Annotated in this window: 22 protein-coding genes; 3 read left to right on the top strand and 19 right to left on the bottom strand. The window is 32.6% G+C overall.

Features of this window, described 5'->3' with window-relative positions; genetic code table 11:
• Positions 1 to 531: 531 nt before the first annotated feature.
• The 7 genes from CD116_RS01240 to CD116_RS01270 form a co-directional block, all read right to left on the bottom strand.
• Positions 532 to 1,557, bottom strand: a complete 1,026-nt coding sequence (locus tag CD116_RS01240) for an NAD-dependent formate dehydrogenase (RefSeq protein WP_047424243.1) — start codon at positions 1,555 to 1,557, stop codon at positions 532 to 534.
• Between the two features lie 172 nt (positions 1,558 to 1,729).
• Positions 1,730 to 2,089, bottom strand: coding sequence for a Na-translocating system protein MpsC family protein (locus CD116_RS01245; RefSeq protein ID WP_047424521.1), 360 nt, complete (start codon positions 2,087 to 2,089; stop codon positions 1,730 to 1,732).
• Positions 2,090 to 2,304: 215 nt separating this feature from the next.
• Entirely contained in the window at positions 2,305 to 3,336 is a 1,032-nt protein-coding gene (locus tag CD116_RS01250; RefSeq protein WP_047529127.1) for an acyl-CoA/acyl-ACP dehydrogenase, read from the bottom strand.
• Between the two features lie 12 nt (positions 3,337 to 3,348).
• Entirely contained in the window at positions 3,349 to 4,110 is a 762-nt protein-coding gene (locus CD116_RS01255) for an ABC transporter permease (RefSeq protein ID WP_047548924.1), read from the bottom strand.
• On the bottom strand, positions 4,107 to 5,081 hold the full coding sequence (locus CD116_RS01260) for an ABC transporter substrate-binding protein (protein ID WP_047424248.1): 975 nt from the start codon (positions 5,079 to 5,081) through the stop codon (positions 4,107 to 4,109). The genes CD116_RS01255 and CD116_RS01260 overlap by 4 nt, the downstream gene beginning before the upstream one ends.
• Before the next feature lie 13 nt (positions 5,082 to 5,094).
• Positions 5,095 to 5,835, bottom strand: coding sequence for an ABC transporter ATP-binding protein (locus CD116_RS01265; protein ID WP_047424250.1), 741 nt, complete (start codon positions 5,833 to 5,835; stop codon positions 5,095 to 5,097).
• A 343-nt stretch (positions 5,836 to 6,178) separates the two neighbouring features.
• Positions 6,179 to 6,691, bottom strand: a complete 513-nt coding sequence (locus CD116_RS01270; protein ID WP_000171922.1) for a DUF4242 domain-containing protein — start codon at positions 6,689 to 6,691, stop codon at positions 6,179 to 6,181.
• A 178-nt stretch (positions 6,692 to 6,869) separates the two neighbouring features.
• Here CD116_RS01270 and CD116_RS01275 point away from each other — a divergent pair, with 178 nt between their 5' ends.
• On the top strand, positions 6,870 to 7,073 hold the full coding sequence (locus CD116_RS01275; protein ID WP_047424253.1) for a hypothetical protein: 204 nt from the start codon (positions 6,870 to 6,872) through the stop codon (positions 7,071 to 7,073).
• A 57-nt stretch (positions 7,074 to 7,130) separates the two neighbouring features.
• Here CD116_RS01275 and CD116_RS01280 read toward each other — a convergent pair whose 3' ends face one another.
• Both CD116_RS01280 and CD116_RS01285 read right to left on the bottom strand, forming a co-directional pair.
• Complete coding sequence (locus tag CD116_RS01280; RefSeq protein WP_047548927.1) at positions 7,131 to 8,090, bottom strand: cation diffusion facilitator family transporter; 960 nt, start codon at positions 8,088 to 8,090, stop codon at positions 7,131 to 7,133.
• Positions 8,091 to 8,623: 533 nt separating this feature from the next.
• Complete coding sequence (locus CD116_RS01285) at positions 8,624 to 10,111, bottom strand: aldehyde dehydrogenase family protein (protein WP_047548931.1); 1,488 nt, start codon at positions 10,109 to 10,111, stop codon at positions 8,624 to 8,626.
• Between the two features lie 423 nt (positions 10,112 to 10,534).
• Between CD116_RS01285 and CD116_RS01290 the strand changes: the two genes are divergently transcribed.
• Positions 10,535 to 10,918, top strand: coding sequence for a YbaN family protein (locus CD116_RS01290; RefSeq protein ID WP_047424258.1), 384 nt, complete (start codon positions 10,535 to 10,537; stop codon positions 10,916 to 10,918).
• A 6-nt stretch (positions 10,919 to 10,924) separates the two neighbouring features.
• A complete protein-coding gene (gene isdI, locus CD116_RS01295; protein ID WP_047548934.1) occupies positions 10,925 to 11,251 on the top strand; it encodes a staphylobilin-forming heme oxygenase IsdI in 327 nt (108 codons plus the stop codon).
• 208 nt (positions 11,252 to 11,459) lie between these two features.
• Here isdI and wecB (CD116_RS01300) read toward each other — a convergent pair whose 3' ends face one another.
• From wecB (CD116_RS01300) to wecB (CD116_RS01345), 10 genes are all read right to left on the bottom strand, one after another.
• Positions 11,460 to 12,605 (bottom strand): non-hydrolyzing UDP-N-acetylglucosamine 2-epimerase, encoded by a 1,146-nt coding sequence (wecB, locus tag CD116_RS01300; RefSeq protein WP_047529119.1) that lies wholly within the window; start codon positions 12,603 to 12,605, stop codon positions 11,460 to 11,462.
• Between the two features lie 66 nt (positions 12,606 to 12,671).
• A complete protein-coding gene (locus CD116_RS01305; protein WP_047529117.1) occupies positions 12,672 to 13,943 on the bottom strand; it encodes a nucleotide sugar dehydrogenase in 1,272 nt (423 codons plus the stop codon).
• Between the two features lie 53 nt (positions 13,944 to 13,996).
• Entirely contained in the window at positions 13,997 to 14,884 is an 888-nt protein-coding gene (capN, locus tag CD116_RS01310; protein WP_047548937.1) for a capsular polysaccharide type 5/8 biosynthesis epimerase CapN, read from the bottom strand.
• Positions 14,884 to 15,441 (bottom strand): type 8 capsular polysaccharide synthesis protein Cap8M, encoded by a 558-nt coding sequence (cap8M, locus tag CD116_RS01315; RefSeq protein WP_000825099.1) that lies wholly within the window; start codon positions 15,439 to 15,441, stop codon positions 14,884 to 14,886. Before cap8M ends, capN begins: the two co-directional genes overlap by 1 nt.
• Before the next feature lie 10 nt (positions 15,442 to 15,451).
• A complete protein-coding gene (locus tag CD116_RS01320) occupies positions 15,452 to 16,657 on the bottom strand; it encodes a glycosyltransferase family 4 protein (RefSeq protein ID WP_047548940.1) in 1,206 nt (401 codons plus the stop codon).
• Complete coding sequence (locus tag CD116_RS01325; protein ID WP_047548943.1) at positions 16,658 to 17,860, bottom strand: capsular biosynthesis protein; 1,203 nt, start codon at positions 17,858 to 17,860, stop codon at positions 16,658 to 16,660. It lies immediately after the preceding gene.
• Positions 17,853 to 19,019, bottom strand: a complete 1,167-nt coding sequence (locus CD116_RS01330) for an O-antigen ligase family protein (protein ID WP_047548946.1) — start codon at positions 19,017 to 19,019, stop codon at positions 17,853 to 17,855. Before CD116_RS01330 ends, CD116_RS01325 begins: the two co-directional genes overlap by 8 nt.
• 13 nt (positions 19,020 to 19,032) lie before the next feature.
• Positions 19,033 to 20,142, bottom strand: coding sequence for a glycosyltransferase (locus CD116_RS01335; protein WP_047448679.1), 1,110 nt, complete (start codon positions 20,140 to 20,142; stop codon positions 19,033 to 19,035).
• Between the two features lie 4 nt (positions 20,143 to 20,146).
• On the bottom strand, positions 20,147 to 20,773 hold the full coding sequence (locus CD116_RS01340) for a CatB-related O-acetyltransferase (RefSeq protein WP_047529106.1): 627 nt from the start codon (positions 20,771 to 20,773) through the stop codon (positions 20,147 to 20,149).
• A 2-nt stretch (positions 20,774 to 20,775) separates the two neighbouring features.
• Positions 20,776 to 21,900: a non-hydrolyzing UDP-N-acetylglucosamine 2-epimerase gene (gene wecB, locus CD116_RS01345; protein ID WP_047548949.1), complete on the bottom strand. Its 1,125-nt coding sequence runs from the start codon at positions 21,898 to 21,900 to the stop codon at positions 20,776 to 20,778.

Raw genomic sequence — 21,900 nt, forward strand, 5'->3', positions numbered from 1 at the left:
AACGAAAATGCGCTTGTAACAAGCTTTTTTCAATTCTAGTCAGGGGCCCCAACACAGAGAAATTGGATTCCCAATTTCTACAGACAATGCAAGTTGGGGTGTGGGCCCCAACACAGAGAATTTCGAAATGAAATTCTACAGGCAATGCAAGTTGGCAGGGCCCCAACAAAGAAGCTGGCGAAAAGTCAGCTTACAATAATGTGCAAGTTGGGGTGGGACAACGAAATAAATTTTGTAAAAATATCATTTCTGTCCCACTCCCACATCGACTTTACAATGCACCTTGCATATAACGCCTCAAAAAATTTAGCACTATATGACTATATATTATTCCAAATGAGTGAAATTTATCAATATTTACGTAAGTGAACACATATGTGCCTAAACGTTAAATTATTGTCCTAACCTAGCAGTCCATGCACTTAAATGTATTCATTAAAAAACTACTGCCATCTTTACAACAGCAGTAGCACCTATATGATTCATTTATATAAAATTGAAAGTGTTAATTGCTAAACCAGCATGCTTATTCTATTTAGCTGTATAACTTTTACTAGCAATACGACCACTTGCAACAATAATATCTTTATCTTGGAAAGGTTCATGATTGAAGAAACGATCTAAAATATCTTTAACTCCATCTTCAATACGTTTTTGTGCTTCTAAAGTCATACCTGAATAATGAACTGTCATAGCATTTCTAGGCATTGTTCTCCATGGATGATCAGCAGGTGCAGGTTGTGGATACCAAACATCACCAGCATATCCTTGTAAATGTTCAGATGCTAATGCTTCAACTAACGCATCGCGATTTACAATTTTACCACGTGCAGTATTCACTAAATAACTGTGTTTTTTCATGCGACTTAAAACATCTTTATCAAATAAGTTATCAGTTTCTGGTGTTAATGGTGCATGAATTGTAATCGCATCACTTGTTGAAACAAGTTCATCAAAGCTTACAAACTTAGACAATTTATGGTCTTGTTGATTGATTGGATCATAATGTTGTAATGTCACATTAAATGCTGCTAACCTTTCAGCAACAAGTTGTCCAATTCGTCCAAATCCAAAAATACCAATTGTTTTGTGTTGTAATTCATGCGCATGATTACCCACTTGAGATAAATTCCATTCACCTTCTACTGATTGACGATGACCTTCTTCATAGTTTCTAAGAAGTATTAATAAATCCATAACCGCATGTTCTGCCACACTAACTGTATTACTTCCTGTAACTTCAACGACACCAATGTTGTGTTCACTTGCTGCCGCTAAGTCTACATGGTCAGATCCAACACCTGCTGTGATTGCTAATTTTAAGTTCGGTGCTTTTTCAATACGTTCACGAGTCATATATGCAGGATAAAATGGTGCACTAATAATCACATCCATATCTGGTAAATGTTTATCTAAGTCTTCACCATTATCTGCTAATATAATGAATTCATGTCCTCTTTCCTCTAAAAATGATTTTAATCCTAATGCTTTTTTAGTATTAAGTAATTGATTATCTTGACCTTCTACTGCTTCTGGAAATAACGCTATGATTTTCATATCCATCTCTCCTAAATGATAAATTTTGACTTCCTTAAAGTACGTGTTGCATGTTACTTGTTTTAAAAATGCGACAAAAAAACGGCACCGTTTGACATACCACCCCCTTGAATTGTTGTTAAATTCAAAGCGAAGTTAGCAAACAGCACCGTGTACCTTACACCAGCAACACTTATTCTATTGACTTATCGAAAACAAATATCGAAATGACTTCATCATCATTCAAATCAATATCTGTAAATAATTTTACAAATTTAGCGCCTACAAGACTCTCCATCTCATTAACATCTATTTCTTTATACATCTGTTTAATCTTCTCTGTGCGTGTATAATGTAGCATCGATTCATTGCGTTTGTCGTTTAAGTAAAAACTTTCAACTTTACTCAAGACACCTGTCATATGTGCAATGGCCCAATTATCTTTAAACAACACTCGAATACTATTGGGTCCTTTCCCCACGTATTCTTTACGATAAGATCTTACGAGATTAGAGAATTGTTGTTCTTTAGTATGCGTATCTATTGTATTCACCTTCTTTAAAATAAGAAGTTCATTAATTGTTCACATTTTCATTATACACCTTATTAACACTTTTTCAATGATAACGATTATTATTATTACGAAATGTATATTTTCCTAGTTAAAAGTATTTAGCAAACTTACACAAAAAATTTAAAACCTAATATTTATATTATTTAAAAAACGTTTCAAGAAACGCATCTAAACAACAAATTAGTATATCGCACTTACCTCTTCAATCCTTCTTCAAGTTTACCTAAATGTCTTAATGTCGGGGTTAATGCAGCAAAGAAAAATCCTTCTTTTAATTTACGTACTTGTGGGGAATACAACGTATATGCTCTTGAACCACCATTAACGACAGAAGCTTGGTTTACATCCAACAATAAATAGCCAATGTCTTTCTTCAATGATATTAATTCACTTAAATGGACATCTAAATTGCCATCTTCTAATAATGCATAAAATGCATCTTTAAGTTGATGATAACGCTTTTTAAAATCTTCAACGTCGTATTCTAGATATTGGTTAATACCATTTTGTGCATTAGAAAATGCATCTATTAAATCTAATGAGCTCTTGATTGACCCTAAACCTATTGGAATTTGGTATGCAATAAATTGTGGTCGAATAGTTGCAGCAAACTGTTTTGCATCATGCGTTATAATTTGAGATTGCGGTACAACCACTTGATTTAGTGTAATTTGATATGTTGCTGAGCCATTGACCCCTAAAAAGTTTGTTTTCTCAATGAGTGTAATACCATTTTGATTTGCACGTAATATAAACATAACAAATTCATCTGATGATTCATGCTTCGAAATTGCACCAAAGTAATGGTCTTCTTGGATATTACTAACAGCAGGCATACGTCCACTAACAACTAGTTGTCCATCGATATATGAATGCTCTAAGTTTAACTTTTCTAAATCATTAAATGACTTCATAGGATTAGACAATCCGGTAGCACCTAATATTTCGCCAGATAACAATTGTTGTTGTAAGTCTTTATTTAAATGTGGCTGCGATGCATTTTGTAAATAAGTAGAAAAGGCCAACTGGCACCACAAGCAAAAGCCTGTTGTCAAACAAGACTGCGATACTGCTTCGATTACTTCAGCATTTTTTCTAAGTGATGCTTCATCAAAATATCCATCTACAAATAATTTTTGAATAAACGCCTTCGGATAATATGTACCATCATCAATCTCTTCTAAATATGGATCCAACTGTTCTTTAATTAATATTTCTAAAGTCATCATCATCTCTCCTTATTCACCAAATCTTCTAAGTATAAACTGCTCAATATAACTAATGAATCGATCAATAATAAAACCAAATAATCCGATAAAGAATATCGCTGCTAAAACATCTTCTAAGTTCAACATATTTCGTGCATCAACGATTAAAAAACCTAATCCAGATTGCGCACCAATCATTTCACCAGAAACTAAAAATATCCAACTTGTTCCTACTGCCATATGTATCCCAGCCATAATTTGCTTGAATGCACCAGGAAATAATATATTGCGGTATAATGACCATCCAGTTAAATTCAAGTTTGCTGCTATTTTTAAATATTGTGGTTCAACATCTCTCACACCTTTGATTGTATTGAACACAATTGGAAAAAAGGCGGCGATAAAAATAATCGCAATTGCAGGTAAACTACCAATGCCAAACCATAGAACCACGAATGGCGCCCAAGCAATTGGTGATATTGGTCTAATCAATTGAAATAACGGCTCAATTGCGTTGTAAAGCCAACGATTTCTTCCAAGTAGAAATCCTACTGGAATAGCACCTAATAGCGCGACAACAAATCCTGCGACAAATCGCCACAAACTAATTGTTAAATGTTGGAAAATCTCTCCTGTAAAAATAAATGTCCATATACTTTTTCCTACAAGTGCTGGACTTGGTAACAATACAGGTTGATAATGACCTATAATAATGATTAATTCCCAAATGCCTAAAAAAATAATAAAGGTAATAATAGGTAATAAAATTTTGTTTATTGTGAGACGTGTCATGAACGTGATGCCTCCTTATATAATGACGGTTCAACGAAGTCATCATATGCAGGTGGGTTAAACAAATGATGCTGTTTTACCAATGTTGTAATTTCTTGATAGCCTGATGGGTTAATTGTTAAATCACCATAGGATGTCCATGCTGCTGATTGTGTTAAAACGTCACGACTTTGTTTAAAATGATGTGTCATAATATCTACACTTTGCTTTTTATCATTCATTTTAAATCCTGACTTCTTATAATCTTGTACAAACGCTTGGGCGATATCATTATGTTGTTGAAGTAACTCGCCTCTCAGTACTAGCACACAGCAATACGCATCAGGAATGACGTCATTACCATGTTTCAAAGTCTTACCTTTTCCTAACTTTTCACCCAGTGCACCGAATGGTTCTGCTACAGAATACCCTGTAATTCTGTGTTCACTCAATGCTGCTGGCATTTCCGCTGGCGACATTTCATGATAACTAAAATGTCCCGGTTTAATCTTCAATTGTTTGCGTAATTCTTCAAGTAAAAGATAATGTGTTGAATAGCGATGTGGTATACCAAAATGGTAATTATCGCCATTATTATTAAATTCATTTAAGTGCATACCTTTTTGTCCCATAATGACATTGCCTTCATGATGACCTAACGCCACAGCCTTTATATTTGAGCCCTTTTGCTTTGATTTCATCGCAAGCTCTATCAAAGTTGATGCACCATCAATACGACCGCTGTTTAATGCATCCATTAAATCTGGCCAATTATTGAATTTAACCAATTCTAGTTTGTATTTCGGATGATTGTATTGTGATAATAATTTTTTAGTCATCATCAAATTCGCTGAATGTGTAATTGGCAAGTATCCGATTTTAATCACTTGCTGATGTTGCGCATTTTTAGACGTTCCTTTAGACACCCTTTGCCAATCGCATCCTGTAAGTATAAAGATTCCAATGATGATGATTATGGTTAACCTTTTCATTGTCACTCACTCCTCACAAATAATATTCTGGTTCGACTTGATGATGATTCAATGCAAATGCTTCCATAATTTCATTGCGAATCTTAAGTAAATGGCTATCATTACGACTGCGTGGATGTGATACTTTAATATCATATTGTGAAATAATATTACATCCTTCTCCTAATAAAACAATGCGGTCAGAAAGATAAATAGCTTCATCAATATCGTGAGTAACTAAGATAATAGTTGATTCTGTTTTGTGTTTTAATTGAACTAATTGATCCTGAAGTTTATAGCGTGTAAATGCATCTAAAGCACCTAATGGTTCATCCATCAAAATAACATTTGGTTTATGCACATGTGCTCGACATAGTGCTACACGTTGTTTCATTCCACCAGACAACTGTTCAGGAAAATGCTTTCCTCTGTCTTCTAAATCAACTAATTTGAGCTGTACATTGATGTCTTCATCACTAATTTTCTGTTGAAGTCCTATCCTAATGTTGTCATTGATTGTTTTCCAAGGTAGCAAATTATGATGTTGAAACAGCATTAAACAATCTGGAGAAGGCTGTTGTTTAATTTCGTTATCAATAAAAACACGCCCTGACGAGGGATGAATAAATCCACCAATAATATTCAGTAAAGTAGACTTACCGCATCCACTTTTTCCTATGAAAGTGACTATTTCTCCCTTGCTAATGTCTAAATTAAAGTTATGAATCACTTTATGGGATCCAAAGTGATGTTGTAATTGTTGTATTTTAATCATGACAAGCCCCCTTTTAATCCCTACCATTTTAATAAGAATTAAATGTATATCTTAAGGGCTATGCCAAACACAGCCCTTAAATCGTGAATTGCTATATCTTTAGATAATCATGGTTTGGTATGAATACTTTTATAACATAAGCGTTATTCAGTTAACGACGTTATAATTAATTTCAGCTCAACAAAATTTCAATAAAATAGTTGTTTTAACCAATAATCGCATACAGTTCATTAGTTTCGTCATATCAACCACTTACATTTATAGCCATGAATCTATTCTTATTAACTACCATCAAAATTCATACCAAACCTATATACGTATATCGCACCATCTTGTTGTCTCATTAAAGTTTTTCGATGCCATCAATCGGTGTATCAACTGCTTTACGCGCGCGACGTACCGCTTCTTCATCAGGTGCGTTGTATAAACAAATACATTTAGACATATCTTCACATACATATGTGCGTTTAAATTCAACTTCCGGTACTTCTTCATAATGAACAGAATTTTTCTTTTTACGTGCTAAATATTGATCCATCGTAATACCTTCCGGAATATTCCAAGTTACAAGGTAATCAACATGTGCATCACCATTTTTAACTTCATCTAAATCTTTACCAACTAAGCGTACTTCTTTGACTAATTGAATACTAATACCTGCTTCTGTTAAAAATTGTTTAGCTTCTGCTTCATCATTTGCTTCCACAATAAAATAGCCATGAGTTAAATTTTCAGTAGCTTGTACTTCAATTAATGTTGGAATTGTCTTAGTAGATAGCGATGCTGCCTTTGCTTCTAGTTCTTCTTTCGTTGATGCAAAATCAAGATTGTTAGCTTCTAATAAAAATAATGTCATTAATAAGACCTCCTATAACAATGGTTGAAAAAATATTACTATAATTCTTATCTGATTACAAGGATATTGAATCATTTTTTTGAATATTTAGATAAAATTCTTAAAAATATATTTTCAAAGAGTATAAAAATAATGTTAGGGTATAAGTAAATAAACATATATATAGGGGGCTATCATTATGGATAAAGAATCTGTCGTAGCAAGTTTAGCAAGAAACAAAAAGATTGCTGTGGAAACAATGGCCGGTCAAAGGTACATCATAGAACGCATTTTACATACAAATGACGAAAAACATATTCATATTTTGAAACCTAAAGATGTCGTGTTAGATGTAGATAGCATCAAAGAAATTGACGAAAATAATTTAGATGATGCAACATAAGCATAATGAAAACATGCGCTGTGCTAAAGTTATTCTGACACAGCGCATGTTGTTTAATTATTTTAATTTATTAAAGTATGGTTCATCTAATGGGTTTAGTTGTAAGTTTTCAATTTGCAATGTTGAATGTGCAATGCCATATTTTTCTTGAAGCAGTGTTGAAACTTGATCAATAGCTTGATAATCATCACCATCATAATTTCTATCTAATACAACATGGGCACTTAATGAATAATGCTCTGTTGTAATACTCCACAAATGAAATTCATGTACATCCAATATGCCATCTATGTTTTTAATATCTGCCATAATTTGGTCAGTGTCCAAATGTTTAGGTACACTTTCCATTAGAATTAGCCAAGCATTGCGCGTAATTTTATAACCACCACGTAAAATGATGAGTGAAATTACAATACTAATCATTGGGTCGATGATACGCCATCCAGTAAAGTAAATCAATACAACGGCAACGATGACACCAATAGAATTTAACAAATCTCCCATGAAATGCCATAATGCACTTTGAATATTGATATTGTCTTCTTGTTTTAAAGACCTTACAAGAATAATAGTCAAAATAATATTGACGACCAAACCAATACTAGCAATCATAAACATAATGCCACTTTCAATGGGTTGCGGATAAATAATACGTAAAATAGCTTCATATAAAATCCAAATTGATATTACAATCAATGCTAAACCATTTAAAAATGCTGCTAATATCTCAAATCTCAAAAATCCATATGTATATCGTGCGGTCGGCTTCTTACTTGCAAAATAAATGGCCAACATGGATAAACCGAGTGCTAATACATCACTAAGCATATGAAATGAATCTGACAGTAATGCCAATGAATTAGATACTAAACCTCCGACAAATTCAATCACTGTAAATAACAGTGTAATAATCAGTGAGGCCCATAATGTCTTTTTCGAACTTTGTTGAATTTTTTGATGATTAACATGATGGAAATATTTGTATCTGTTTATCGTATTCGCCTTTTTCCCGTTCATACGTTTGCCACTCCTAAATCATGCTTCATATTTAATATTGTCACTTTTAAAAACAAATCTTTATAGCTTCTCAGGTTAGTATTAATGCTTCCATAATTAACCATGATTTATAAACCATCGTTCTTTACATGACAGTTCATTAATATTTACCCTTTATAACATGATGTAATATCACTTTTGAAAAAACTTTTACAACCTAACGTCTCGTTACTTTATCCCTATCACATAGAATATATAACTGCCGAGAGTATTATGCTATTTACATACAAATGACAAAACAACACCCTATTTTCAATCAAATAAATATTCTCTTATAAAAAATAAACTCATCGCAAAATAGCATAAGTAAAAACAGCAGTAAGATGATTTGCAATTAAAAACCATCCTACTGCTATTATTTTAGTCATTATATCCTAACATCAATATGCATGTTCCTAAATATTTTGTTTTGCTTAAAATCTAAACAACTCTGTTAAATGCTAAGACTTACCGCTAGACTGACCTACAAACACGCATCAGATACGCTATTTATTCTAGTATAAACCTTTTAAAGCATTGCTTGTATCAATATAAATATTTTTAACTTGTTGATAGTTACTTAACGCACCTTTATATGTTTCTCGACCGATACCTGATTTTTTATAACCGCCAAATGGTGCGCCTTCTGGTACTTGATTGTATGTGTTAATCCAAATACGTCCTGTACGTACAGCTTTAGCAATATTTAATGCACGTGTGATATTTTGAGAAAATACACCGCCAGCTAAACCATACTCTGAATCATTAGCTATATCAATTGCTTCTTGATCGTCCTTCACTTTAATGACTGTTAACACTGGTCCAAATATTTCTTCTTGTGCTAATTTATGATGATTATCTGGTACAGCAATTAATGTCGGTTCAAAGAAGAATCCTTTATCTAATCCATTTTCAGTTAAACGATGACCACCTGCTAAAATTTGTGCATCTGATTCTTTTGCTGCATCAATATATGATTGAATTTTATCTAATTGATCCTTACCAGTTTGACTACCCATTTGTGTAGCTTCATCTTGTGGGTCTCCAACTTTAATATTTGAAAATGCCTCTTGTAAACGTGGCACCAATTGATCATAAATTTTTTCATGAACTAATAATCGAGAACCTGCGCTACATACTTCACCTTGGTTGAATAAAATACCTAACTGAATACCTTCAACTGCAAGATCTAAATTGGCATCATCTAATATGATATTGGCACTTTTACCACCAAGCTCTAATGTAGCTGGTACTAGATGTTTCGCTGCAGCTTCGGCAACTTGATAACCTACATCAGTTGAGCCCGTAAATGATAATTTATCTACACCATCATGATTGAAAATTGCATTACCTGATTCTGAACCTTTACCCGTTAGTATATTGACAACACCTTTAGGTAATACCTCTTGGAAAATTTTAGCAACTTCCAATAAACTTAATGGTGTTGAAGACGAAGGCTGAATCACAATTGTATTACCTGCAGCAATGGCTGGGGCAATCTTCCATGCAGCTAATAGCATTGGGAAGTTCCAAGCAACAACAGCACCTACGACGCCGATTGGCTCATGTCGTACGATACTCATTGTGTCTTTATCGATATCATTCACTGTACCTTCTTCTGTTTCAATAACACTTGCGAAATAATGGAAATGTCTTGCAGCAAATGGAATATCAATAGCTGTTGTCTCACGAATCGGTTTACCATTATTTAATGTTTCAATCATTGCAATCTTATCTTTTTGCGCCATTAATTTATCACCAATATCACGCAACATTTGTGCACGTTCTGATTTAGAAGTTAATGACCATGATTCAAATGCTTCTTGCGCCACTTTGACTGCATAATCGACATCTTTATCTTTTGCTCTTGTAATATGTGATAGTGTTTCTCCAGTTGCTGGATTTGTCACTTCGATTGTTTCGTCACTGCTACCTTTAACAAATTCCCCATTGATAAATAAACCATAATTCTCTGCTATATAATCTCGAACGTTTACTGCCATATTATCTCTCCTTTGTTTATTGGCTATAATATAAATCTCTTAGCATCATATTTAATAATGCTTTTAAACGATATGATTTACATTATATAGTAAGCGTTTACATTATATAAAATAATCAGCTCATAGAAGTCTCATTTTTAAAACTTTTGCGTCATTCTTGCACATAAAAATAATCTTATTTTCGAAAACATATTGCACTTTTCAATAATAAAACTCATAATATAACTATACTATTTGAGAAGCATTCTCATTAATCAATTGAATTGTTATGAAAGTCGCACTTAAAATGCATGAATAAGATAAAAACAATCCACGGTTTCGATTTACTTACGCATTGCGCTTTTCATACATATTACATCTAGCATGATTTATATTGATATAACGATATAACATGCGCATTAGTATTAGAATGGAGTTTTTACAATGCGACTTATATTAATCGTCATTGGCCTAATATTTACTGCACTTGGTATTGCTGGTGCCGTTTTACCATTATTGCCAACGACACCTTTCTTACTCGTAGCAGTTTTTTGTTTTGCACGAAGTTCGGATCGTTTTTACAATTGGCTTATTAATCAAAAAATTTATAAAGAGTATGTTGAAAATTTTTACTTACATCGCGGTTATACGTTACCGCAGAAAATCAAAATTTTAATTAGCTTATACATAGTGATAGGTTTTTCAATTTATATGGTGGATGTTTTGGTAGTACGAATAGGACTAATCATTATGGTTGTCATTCAAACAATCGTCCTGTTCACATTTGTAAAAACCTTACCACAATCAAATAATAAAATAGAGGAGTGATTATCTATGTTTATGGCAGAAAATAGATTACAGTTAGAAAAAGGTAGTGCAGAAGAAACGATTGCACGTTTCTACAATAGACAAGGAATCGAAACAATTGAAGGATTCCAACAAATGTTTGTCACTCAAACATTAAATACTGAAGACACAGATGAAGTTAAAATCTTGACTATTTGGGAATCTGAAGAAAGTTTTAACAATTGGTTAAATTCTGATGTGTTTAAAGAGGCTCATAAAAATGTGCGTTTAAAAAGTGATCATGATGCAGAAAAAAGCCCAATTTTATCAAATAAAGTTTTCACTTATAATATCGGCTATCACTATCAAAAATAATTATACAAAAATATCCCCTAGTCACTGAGGTCGGGACAAAAGCGTTTAGGATTTGAGCAGAACCGAACGATGAGCAAAATTGTTTTCCAAATTTTGTCGAACCGTGAGAGTTTCTGCCGAAAATCCTGCTTTTGGGACGCCGTTAATCGGTTTCCCAGAGCACAAAAACTTTATGTCTCAACCTCTTCATGATTAGGGGATGTTTTGATTATTCATTTTTTAATGGTATGAATTCATCAGGCTTCTTTGAACGTAACCCAAAATAATATTCGATAGCTTCACAAATACGTCGTGATGCTTGTCCATCCCCATATGGATTGTTCGCTTGGCTCATACGTCGATATACTTCATCATGCTCTATGAGTTGCTTCACATTTTGAAAAATATTGTCATAATCTGTACCAATTACCTTTGATGTCCCTGCTTCAACACCTTCTGGGCGCTCAGTATGATCCCTTAGCACCAACACAGGTTTTCCAAACGTTGGTGCTTCTTCTTGAATACCACCGGAATCTGTCAACACGAGATATGATTGGTTTGTAAAATTATGGAACTCAATCGCATCTAAAGGTTCAATCAATTCAATACGATTTCTATTTAACAAATATTGCTCAGCAATTGCTCTAACCTTTGGATTTCGATGCATTGGATAAATGAAGACGACATCTTCATATTCATCTGCCAAATCTCTCACTGCTTTAAAAATACGATGCATCGGTTCTCCAATATTTTCACGACGATGGGCCGTTAATAAAATAACTTTCTTACCCTTATGTTTATTAATAATTTTCGAAACGAAATCATCACGTACTGTTGTTGCAAGTGCATCAATTACTGTGTTTCCAGTAATAAAGATACTGTTTTTGTCTTTATTTTCAGCAAGTAAATTTTCAGCAGCAATTATCGTTGGCGCAAAATTCAATTCTGCAATATTACTTACTATGACACGATTTAATTCTTCAGGAAATGGTGAATATTTCTGATGTGTACGCAGTCCCGCTTCAACATGTCCAACAGGAATTTGATGGTAAAATGCCACCAAACTACCTACAAATGTCGTAGTTGTATCACCATGGACTAAAATCATATCTGGCTTTTCTATGTTAATGATATCGTCGAGTTTAGCGAGGGTATTCGCAGTAAGACTCGCTAATGTCTGTTGATCTTTCATAATATTTAAATCATGATCAGCTTGAATATCAAATATATTTAGTACACTATCCAACATATCTCGATGTTGTGCTGTAATCACAATATTCGCTTCAAGTTGCGCATTATGATCAATTTCTTTTACTAAAGGTGCCATTTTAATTGCTTCGGGTCGAGTTCCGAAAATAACCATAATTTTCTTCATATCATTATCCTCTCTGAGATTCAAACACGTGGTAACTGATCGCTTTTAATGATTCAAGCCTTTATTTTATAAAATGTGTTTGTCCATAAAATCAAATATATTTCCATAATTATAATATGATACATCTTTAAATGAAGATTTTACAACATGCTTAGTATCAAAAATTATTTTATGTTGCATTCCTATAAAATCGCTATCTGTTAAATGTTTAAATTCTGAATGATCACTTAAAATCAATACTAGTGATGCATCTGAAACAGCACGTGCCATTTCATGTTCGACGAAATCTAATTCAACATGTGGATCATAAGCACTTACTTCGATATCGCTCTCTTGCAATAGCAATTGATAAATATCAAATGCTGGTGATTCTCTAATATCATCTACATCACCTTTATATGTTAAACCAAAGACTGCAACTTTATTCCCATTTAGTACTTTAAGCATTTCTTTCGCTTTATCAACGACATAGGCTGGCATTGAATTATTAATTTCACGTCCAGTCTGTATGAGCGTTGCATTTTCAGGGTCTTTAGCAATAATAAAGTAAGGATCTACTGCCAAACAATGACCACCTACACCTGGACCAGGTTGATGGATATTAACACGTGGATGTTTATTAGCCATTTCAATAACATCCAACACATTAATATTTAAATTATTACAGATTTTAGTTAACTCGTTCGCTAAAGCTATATTGACATCTCGATACGTATTTTCCATTAACTTACTCATTTCAGCAGTACGTGCATCTGTTTCAATCATTTCACCCTGTACAAATGTACAATAAACACGTTTTCCTGCTTCAATACACGCTTTAGTCACGCCACCAATGATACGGTTATTATGAACCAATTCCTCTAAAATTTGTCCTGGTAATACACGTTCTGGACAATGCACTAAATAAATATCTTCACCTATTATAAACCCTAAATTTTCAATGACTGGTTTTACAAAATCATCCATCGTTTTAGGTGCAATTGTCGATTCAACAATAATGGTATTTCCTTTTTCTAAAAATGGTAAAATACTCTCAAGTGCACCCATTACAAGAGAAATATCACATGATTTATATTGGTCATCATTGTTCGGTGTCGGTACCGCAATGATAAATACATCAGATGCTTCAGGTGTTGTGGATACTTTTAATTTACCCGATGCAAGTACATCTTCATAAACATCTTGCAACCCTGGTTCTTCAATACTAATTTGACCGCTTTGTAACTTATCTATTGTTTTTTGATTAATATCAACACCAAGCACATCGACGCCATGCTTTGCAAACATAATTGATGTTGGTAAACCAATATAACCTAAGCCAACTACTGTTAACTTCATACTATAACCTCCAAATAAAACGATTTGTATGTTGATTTTATTTAATAGATGACTTATGCCTTATCTTTGGTTGTCGTTTCATCCATGATGTCCGCAATAACAAGTGACATTTTTCCAGGAATAACTTCAAGTGCATTATTATTTTCATATAACGTATTGCTGTATGTTAAATTGCCGAATAATTTTCTAAAGACCGACAACTTATTAAAATACTTATTTAGCATTGAAGGTATGTTGATCAATACCGTTTTACGATGTGATTGGCGACGTATTTCATACATTACTGACGATGTATCAAAGTAAAAACTATCTTGAGGATGATACACTCCTGTCACTTCTAATGATATTAATTGATCAATAAATGCTGTCAGATGTTTAATATATAATGCACTGCGCTGATTGTTAATATTTGGAATGATTGGCAATCGCTTTGACAATTGCATTAACCGTTGGAAATTTCCTGGGCAATGTGCACCATAAATCATTGGTGGTCTCACAATTGCTACTTTAAACGAATCACTAATCAACTCTTGTAATGCTTGTTCAGCGAACTTTTTGGAAATACCATAATTGGTCGTAGGGTTCATTGGTGTATGTGTATCAATTTGATCTGATTTACCAACCTGACCTTCTTTTCCATAAACTGCCAGAGTACTCATAAAAATAAATTGTTTAACATCTTCAGCTTTAGCCTTTTGTGCCAATTGTTTCGTAAGCAACATATTCACTTGCATATAATCAGATAGCCTTGCTTGAGGTGAATTGTTGTGAACCAAAGCTGCTGTATGAATCAAAACATCATAATCTTTGAACGAGGTCGACTTCCATAATTGATTCCTAACATTAATTTGATCCACTTGATGTCCTTGTTCAATAAGCTTATCTTTTAACGCATTACCGATATATCCATGTACGCCTGTAATTAAAATGTTTTTTCTCATTAGTGATGCACACCTTCTGAAGTAATAATATTTTTAACCGTTTTATAAATGATATACATATCAAGCATCATAGATTGATGTGTTAAGTAATAATGATCATACGCTACTTTTTGATCATCAGTAATATCATCTCTCCCCATCACTTGAGCTAGCCCTGTTACACCTGGTCTAATCGTATGCACGTTCGCTTTTGTACGTTTTTCGATTAATTCGTATTGATTATAAAGAGCTGGTCTAGGACCTACAATTGACATTTCACCTTTTAAAACATTCAATAATTGTGGCAATTCATCAATAGAGGTCTTACGAATGACCTTTCCTGTCTTTGTTATATACGATGTTGAATCCATTAAATCAGTTGCAACATTAGGTGTGTCTATTTTCATTGATCTAAACTTATAAATATTAAACAATTCATTATTAATCGTCGGTCTTTTTTGTTTGAAAATGGCTGGCCCAGGCGATTCCATTTTAATCAGTAATGCTGTAATTAACAGAATCGGACTTAAAACTACTAAACCATATATTGAACTTACTACATCGAATAATCGCTTCATAATTATCTCCTCACTTCAACAGATTGTAATACTTCATTGTATTGATTTCTCTCGTATATTTATCTTTAAACAGTTGATGTGCGCGCTCACCCATCTCGTGCAATTCCTTACTCGAGTGAGTGTTGATGAAGTTATAAATGGCATGTGCATCGCCATTATCAATTTGGATACCCGCATCATATTGTTCAACATGTTGAACGATATCAGATTGCTTATCCATGATGAGTACCAACGGTTTCTTAGCTGCTAGGTAGCCATAATTTTTACTCGGCACTCCTAACCCGACCCCTTCTTTTATAAGTGATGCAAAGCAAACATCAGCAATTTTCAAGACGTCGGCGTAATCTGTCCCCGTTAAGAAGTCAAACATTTTTACATTTTCAATTTGATGTGTCTCAATAGCCGCTTTGACTTCAGCAAATTTCTTACCATGTCCACACAGTATTGTTAATGTTTTCGTTTGTTCCTTATTTAATTTTAAAAATGAAATAAGTGTCTCCATATCCTGTAACTGCCCCATATTGCCGCTATACAATAAAATCTTGTCGTATTGTTCGCGATAAGCTTTAAATGTGTCATTATAGATACGATTGTCTTGTAACTGACGCATGTCATACCAGTTAGGAATCACATGAATGTTGTTAGGATTGTTAGAAATCTGATGATCTACTAAGTAGTTTTTCATTTCCGTACCAAGAACAATGACGTTATCTGCGTGTTGATACACATTTTTATTAATATAACGCATTAATTTGTCAATCATACTACCAGGACGAGTTGCACCTGTCTTAATCGCATTATCAGGTGCTATATCATACACCACAAAAGAATATTTTTTGTTAAATAGTCTATGCAAAACGTCTGGTATTAATGGCAAGATTGGAGGATTAGAGTAAACAAGAATCTGATCATATTTCAACATTTTAGGCATATTGATCATGAATTTTGAAAATAAACTAAAGAAATTGATGATTCTTCCAACCTTACTTTTGTTATTAAATCTCGAATATTTAAGACGTCGAATATTGATGTCATGATACGTTTCCGTCTTAGAAACACTGCTGTTTTGACTATATTCATATGGCCAACCACATAAGACATCGACATTGATACCTTGAGCAGTTAAATCCTCAGCCAGTTGCGTTGGCAGCGTCGCAGAAGATACATACTCCGGATAAAAATACTGACATAGTATTAAAATGTTTTTTTTGCTCATCTAATCGTCCTTTTTGTTAATGAATTTAGACCTTAAACCTATAATATTTAAAATCACATACTTAATAATGTTGCTGAACAGCGTTGTCCAAAAGAATCCAGTTAGACCAAACGCAATTGTCATTAAAATGGTTATGAATATAAATATAATCGTGTGAAGCGTCATATAATTCGCTTGTAATGTTATTGATGCGTGTTTTGTATTTAAAGTTTGGATCATAATACTCACTGTATTGAACAAAACACCTATATTACCTAAAATAATAAACTTCGAATATAAACTTGAATCAATGTTATACAGTAAAGAGACTATAATTATTGTAATTGGATAACATATAATCATGACCAAACAAAGGGCAGCTAAGGCAAATAGATTAGTTTTCAAATATTGTTTCTTTATATTGTCGCTTTCATTTACAGAAATATATGAAAGTACTACATTATTAATCGGATACAGAAATGTAGCTAACATTTTCCCAATAAATGTTGAAAGAAATGATATAGTTACAGCTGTTCCACCTATAATTGGTAATAAGATTAATCTATCTAGGTAGAGGTTCAAGTTATTAAGGCTATTTGTACTCAGTAGCATCACATAATCTTTTACCATATTATTATCTTCACTTTGATACTCGCCTATAGTTAATCCCCGTAATTTAACCAATGTATATATCGTTGCAAACAATTCACTGGTAATAAAACAAACAATCCAGTTTTGAGTTAAATAATATAGAAATAGTCCTATCAACAAACCTAAAAATTGAATAAGAGCAATATACAAAATCTGATTATATTTTAAATTCATCCTAAAAAATACATTCAGATAAATTTTTAAACACATTAAAATATTAAGCAGAATTAAAAAGATAATATCGATGATGTTCAAATTAAAAAAGTAAAGAAATACAATAATTAAAACTATACTCTCAATAAGAATTGAAATTAAAAGTATCGATGCAAATTTCCAGTAGTAATGATTGGATTTGTATAGATTCATATTAATCAATCTTATATTGTTAAGCGTATTGCCTAATACAACACTCGTGATTGTTATTATTGTATAAATCGTTAAAATAGAACCAAACGCTTCATTTCCTACTCGTTGATTAATAATTGGATAGGCTAAAAATTGTAATCCTAAAGCTATAAGCAACGTACCAATTATTGTCTTTACACTATCCATAATAAAAGCTTTCTTAGCCATGATGACGCCGTCCTTTTGTAATAAAGTAGAACAACACAAACCAAAATTCACTTACAACTAAATAATTTGAACTAAACATTAATAACGTGAATGGATAGATTGCTATAAACATAACGAGTAAGTCTATAGTGTTTGGATCATAGTTCCTAATCATTTTATAAACTAGTAGCAAAACGCAAATCATAATGATAAAAAAACCTAATAAGCCAAATGATAGAATCAACTCAATAATGATGTTATGTGGTATGTTTCCGACTAGTTTATAATAGTTAAATGGACCATAGCCTAATAATGGACTTTGTTGAATAAAGTAAATACCTTTTTCATAAATCGGTCCTCTTCCTGAAGTACCTTCTAAATTAAGTGTTCCGCCTTGTAAATATGAAAATGTTCTAGTATTCGAACCTTTTGTAAAAAGAAAGTAAATCAATACACTAGAAATGCTTAATGCAAAAATATACATAATGCTTTTTACTGCGATAGGTATTCCTCTTTTAAACGTAATAAGTATAAACGCAAATAAGCTGTAAAGAATTAATAAAATAGCACCTCCACGCCCTCCTGGTATAAACACAATAGGGATATCGATTATTGTAAATAGAACATATATCCACTTGTGTTTCACTGAACCTTTCATAATGAAATAAATGCCTAAACCGGCTGTAAATGCTGAAAGGTACGAAGCGTTTTGATAATTCATAAGTCCAAAATTGATATAGCTGGGTATCTCACCTGTAAGTTTTGGTATTAAAATTACAAAAATAAATGAAACAGAAAATATGAAAAATACTAATTTAAAAAATCTTTCTACCGTAGCCTTGTTTATATATTTAATATAAATACCACTAATTGCCGCTGGAACTGCCCAAGTTAAAAAGAATAGAATATTATTTTTAGCTAGCTTCTCTTCCTTATCTGGTGAAAAATAATAAAAAGCTAGATAAAGCAAACATATAGCAATTAATAATATTAACCCTTGTGGAATTTCTTGCGTAACAATTATCTTATAAATAGCAAACACTGTAGTAATTAATGCTATACCAACCATGGTTGAGTAATATATAGGCTCTATGGGGAACCCTAATACTTCTTTAGTAAATGTAGAGATTACTATAAATATGTTCATGCTGATAATTGCACAAAGTACAAAAAATTTCATAGTCTACCTCTCTTTAAAATTTATATAATTCTACTAATCGTTCACTTTCTATTTGCCAATTCAAAATTTTAGACGCTTTAATTGCATTTTGACGTAAATGATTAAACAAATCGTGATTATCTCTTAATTTTCTAACCGCCTTTTCAATTTCTAACGGTGTAACTTCCTTTAGAACAATGCCAAATTTATATTTTTCATTGAGATAAATATGCTCTTTGACAGGGGATAAAATTACTGGTAAACCAGCATGTATACATTCAAAAATTTTATTAGATACTGTATATTCAAAATTAATAGATACAGGTTTCGTCAAAACAACACCAACATTACTTTCTGCTAACTTATCAACCAATGCTTTTACTTCAACTGGTTTATCCAACCTAATATTTTCCGGGTTATAACTAATCAGTTCTTTTATCACTTCTTCATGCGGACCAAACCCTCGAATTATGAATGAAGGATCATTTTGTTTAAATGCTGATGAAGCAATAATAAACTCTTCATATCCTCTGTCCATTACAATTTGACCTTGATATACGATTTCTTTAAAATTTCCGATTTCTTTAAATTCTCTACTATCATTTAAAATAGGCGCATTCGTAATAACATTCGCTTCCTTCTTATATCCTTTAGATTGATAATATTCTTTTGCTGCATGACTTACTGTTACGAAGGCATTAACACGATGTTTTACAATGTGTTTTTCAACACTTTCTACAAACTTTGAAATAAGTGGAACTTTGTTAATAAAGGCATTTTTCGCATATATTTCATGCGCATCATAAACAATATTAGCTTTTTTATAATTGCTTAAATAGACCATTAATAATACGTCGAAATCATTTGCATGAATCACGTCAGGTTTATAAGCTTTAATTTCTCGAATAACACCTGTTGCAAATCTTATACGCTTAATTAATTTAGAAAAAATATTTTTTGGATTTACCTTGCTACCTAACAATCGATAATTACAATCTAAATTTTCCAATCGCTTATTAGTAGCTTGTGAATTATTCATTCCAACAATTTTATAATCATTCGTAACGTCTTTAATTGTTTCTATCTGTTTAAGTACCCTGGGATCTTGAACAATATTACTCGATACAATATTTAAAATTCTCATATCATTAAGTATCCTTTTTATTTAAATATTCAACCGAAAATCCTTTTAGTTTGTCAGGCGTTTTCTCCCACCACTTACTTTCCAAAAGTTTTTCAATTGTTTTATTGTCAAATCGCTTCTTAATCACTTTTGCAGGAACTCCACCTATAACCTCATATGCTCCTACGTTTCTAGTAACAACTGAGCCAGCTGCTATGACTGCACCAGTATCTATTGTTAAACCATCCATAATAATTACATTTGCACCAATCCACACATCATTTTTAATTGTTGTATGGCTTGGTTGGTCATTAAAGTCTATAAACTTTTGCTTAATGTTAAATGGATTATTATTAGAATAAAAAATCGGTGATGAACTAAAAAAGTGTGTTGGATGCTTTCCTAACCCGATTTTTACATCAGAAGATATCGAACAATATCTTCCTACTTCTACATTATTAAAATCACTGCCAAATCCAATATAACTGTATTCACCAATATGAGAATTCCTTATTTTACACCATCTATCTATATAGTTATTACCATCAAATTTTGAATTTGTAATATACGCTAAGCGATGAATCTTAACATTCGCTTCTTTAGAGGACTGGTTTTTCAGCAAACCAATTATCTTTTTAATCGCTATCCTCATCGTCATTTCCTCCAAGTATTTCGATTAATAATGTCCTTGTAGCTTTGAATGATTTTGACTACTTTTGTTGAAACATTCTTGTCTTTGTAATCTATTGCATCAATCATCGGTTCGTTATTGTTTTGCATCTCTCTTGCTAGTTCAACTGATTGGATTAGGTTGTTATAGGTGATACCACCAACAATTACTGTACCTTTATCTAACACTTCTGGTCTTTCTGTTGAAGTACGGATAAGAACACCTGGAAATTTCAATATTGAAGACTCCTCTGATAAGGTGCCACTATCTGACAGCACAACGAATGCATTTTTTTGTAATGCGTTGTAATCAAAGAATCCGAATGGTTTTAACTGCCTAACTAACGAATCAAATTCAAATTTGCTTTCTTCAATTTTTTTCCAACTTCTCGGATGTGTAGAATATATAACTGGTAACTGATATTTTTTAGCAATATCATTAATGGCATTCATTAATGAATTAAAATTGTCTTCATTATCAATATTTTCTTCTCTATGTGCAGATACTAAAATATATTGTTGTGGTTCTAAGCCAAGCTCATTTAATACATCACTTTGGTCGATTTTATTTTGATGTTCTTCGATCACTTCAGTCATAGGTGAACCTGTAACAAATATATTCGCTTTATTGAATCCTTCATCTAATAAATAGCGTCTGCTATGCTCCGTGTAAGGTAAATTGACATCACTGACATGATCAACGATTTTACGATTAATTTCTTCTGGTACATTCTGATCAAAACATCTGTTACCCGCTTCCATATGAAAAACAGGGATTTTTAAACGTTTAGCAGATATTGCTGCTAAACAACTATTTGTATCACCAAGTATTAAAAGTGCATCTGGTTGTTCACTTGCTAACACGTCATATGATTTCGCAATAATATTCCCCATCGTTTCACCAAGAGTATGCCCAACTGCTTCTAAATAGTGGTCTGGTTGTCTTAATTCCAAATCATCAAAGAAAATTTGATTTAACGTATAATCATAGTTTTGCCCTGTGTGCACTAATATTTGATTAAAATATTTTTCACATGCTTTTATAGTTGATGATAAACGAATGATTTCAGGTCTCGTTCCAACTATTGTCATTAACTTTAATTTTTCCAT

The sequence above is a fragment of the Staphylococcus schweitzeri genome, assembly GCF_002902405.1.
Lineage (GTDB): Bacteria > Bacillota > Bacilli > Staphylococcales > Staphylococcaceae > Staphylococcus > Staphylococcus schweitzeri.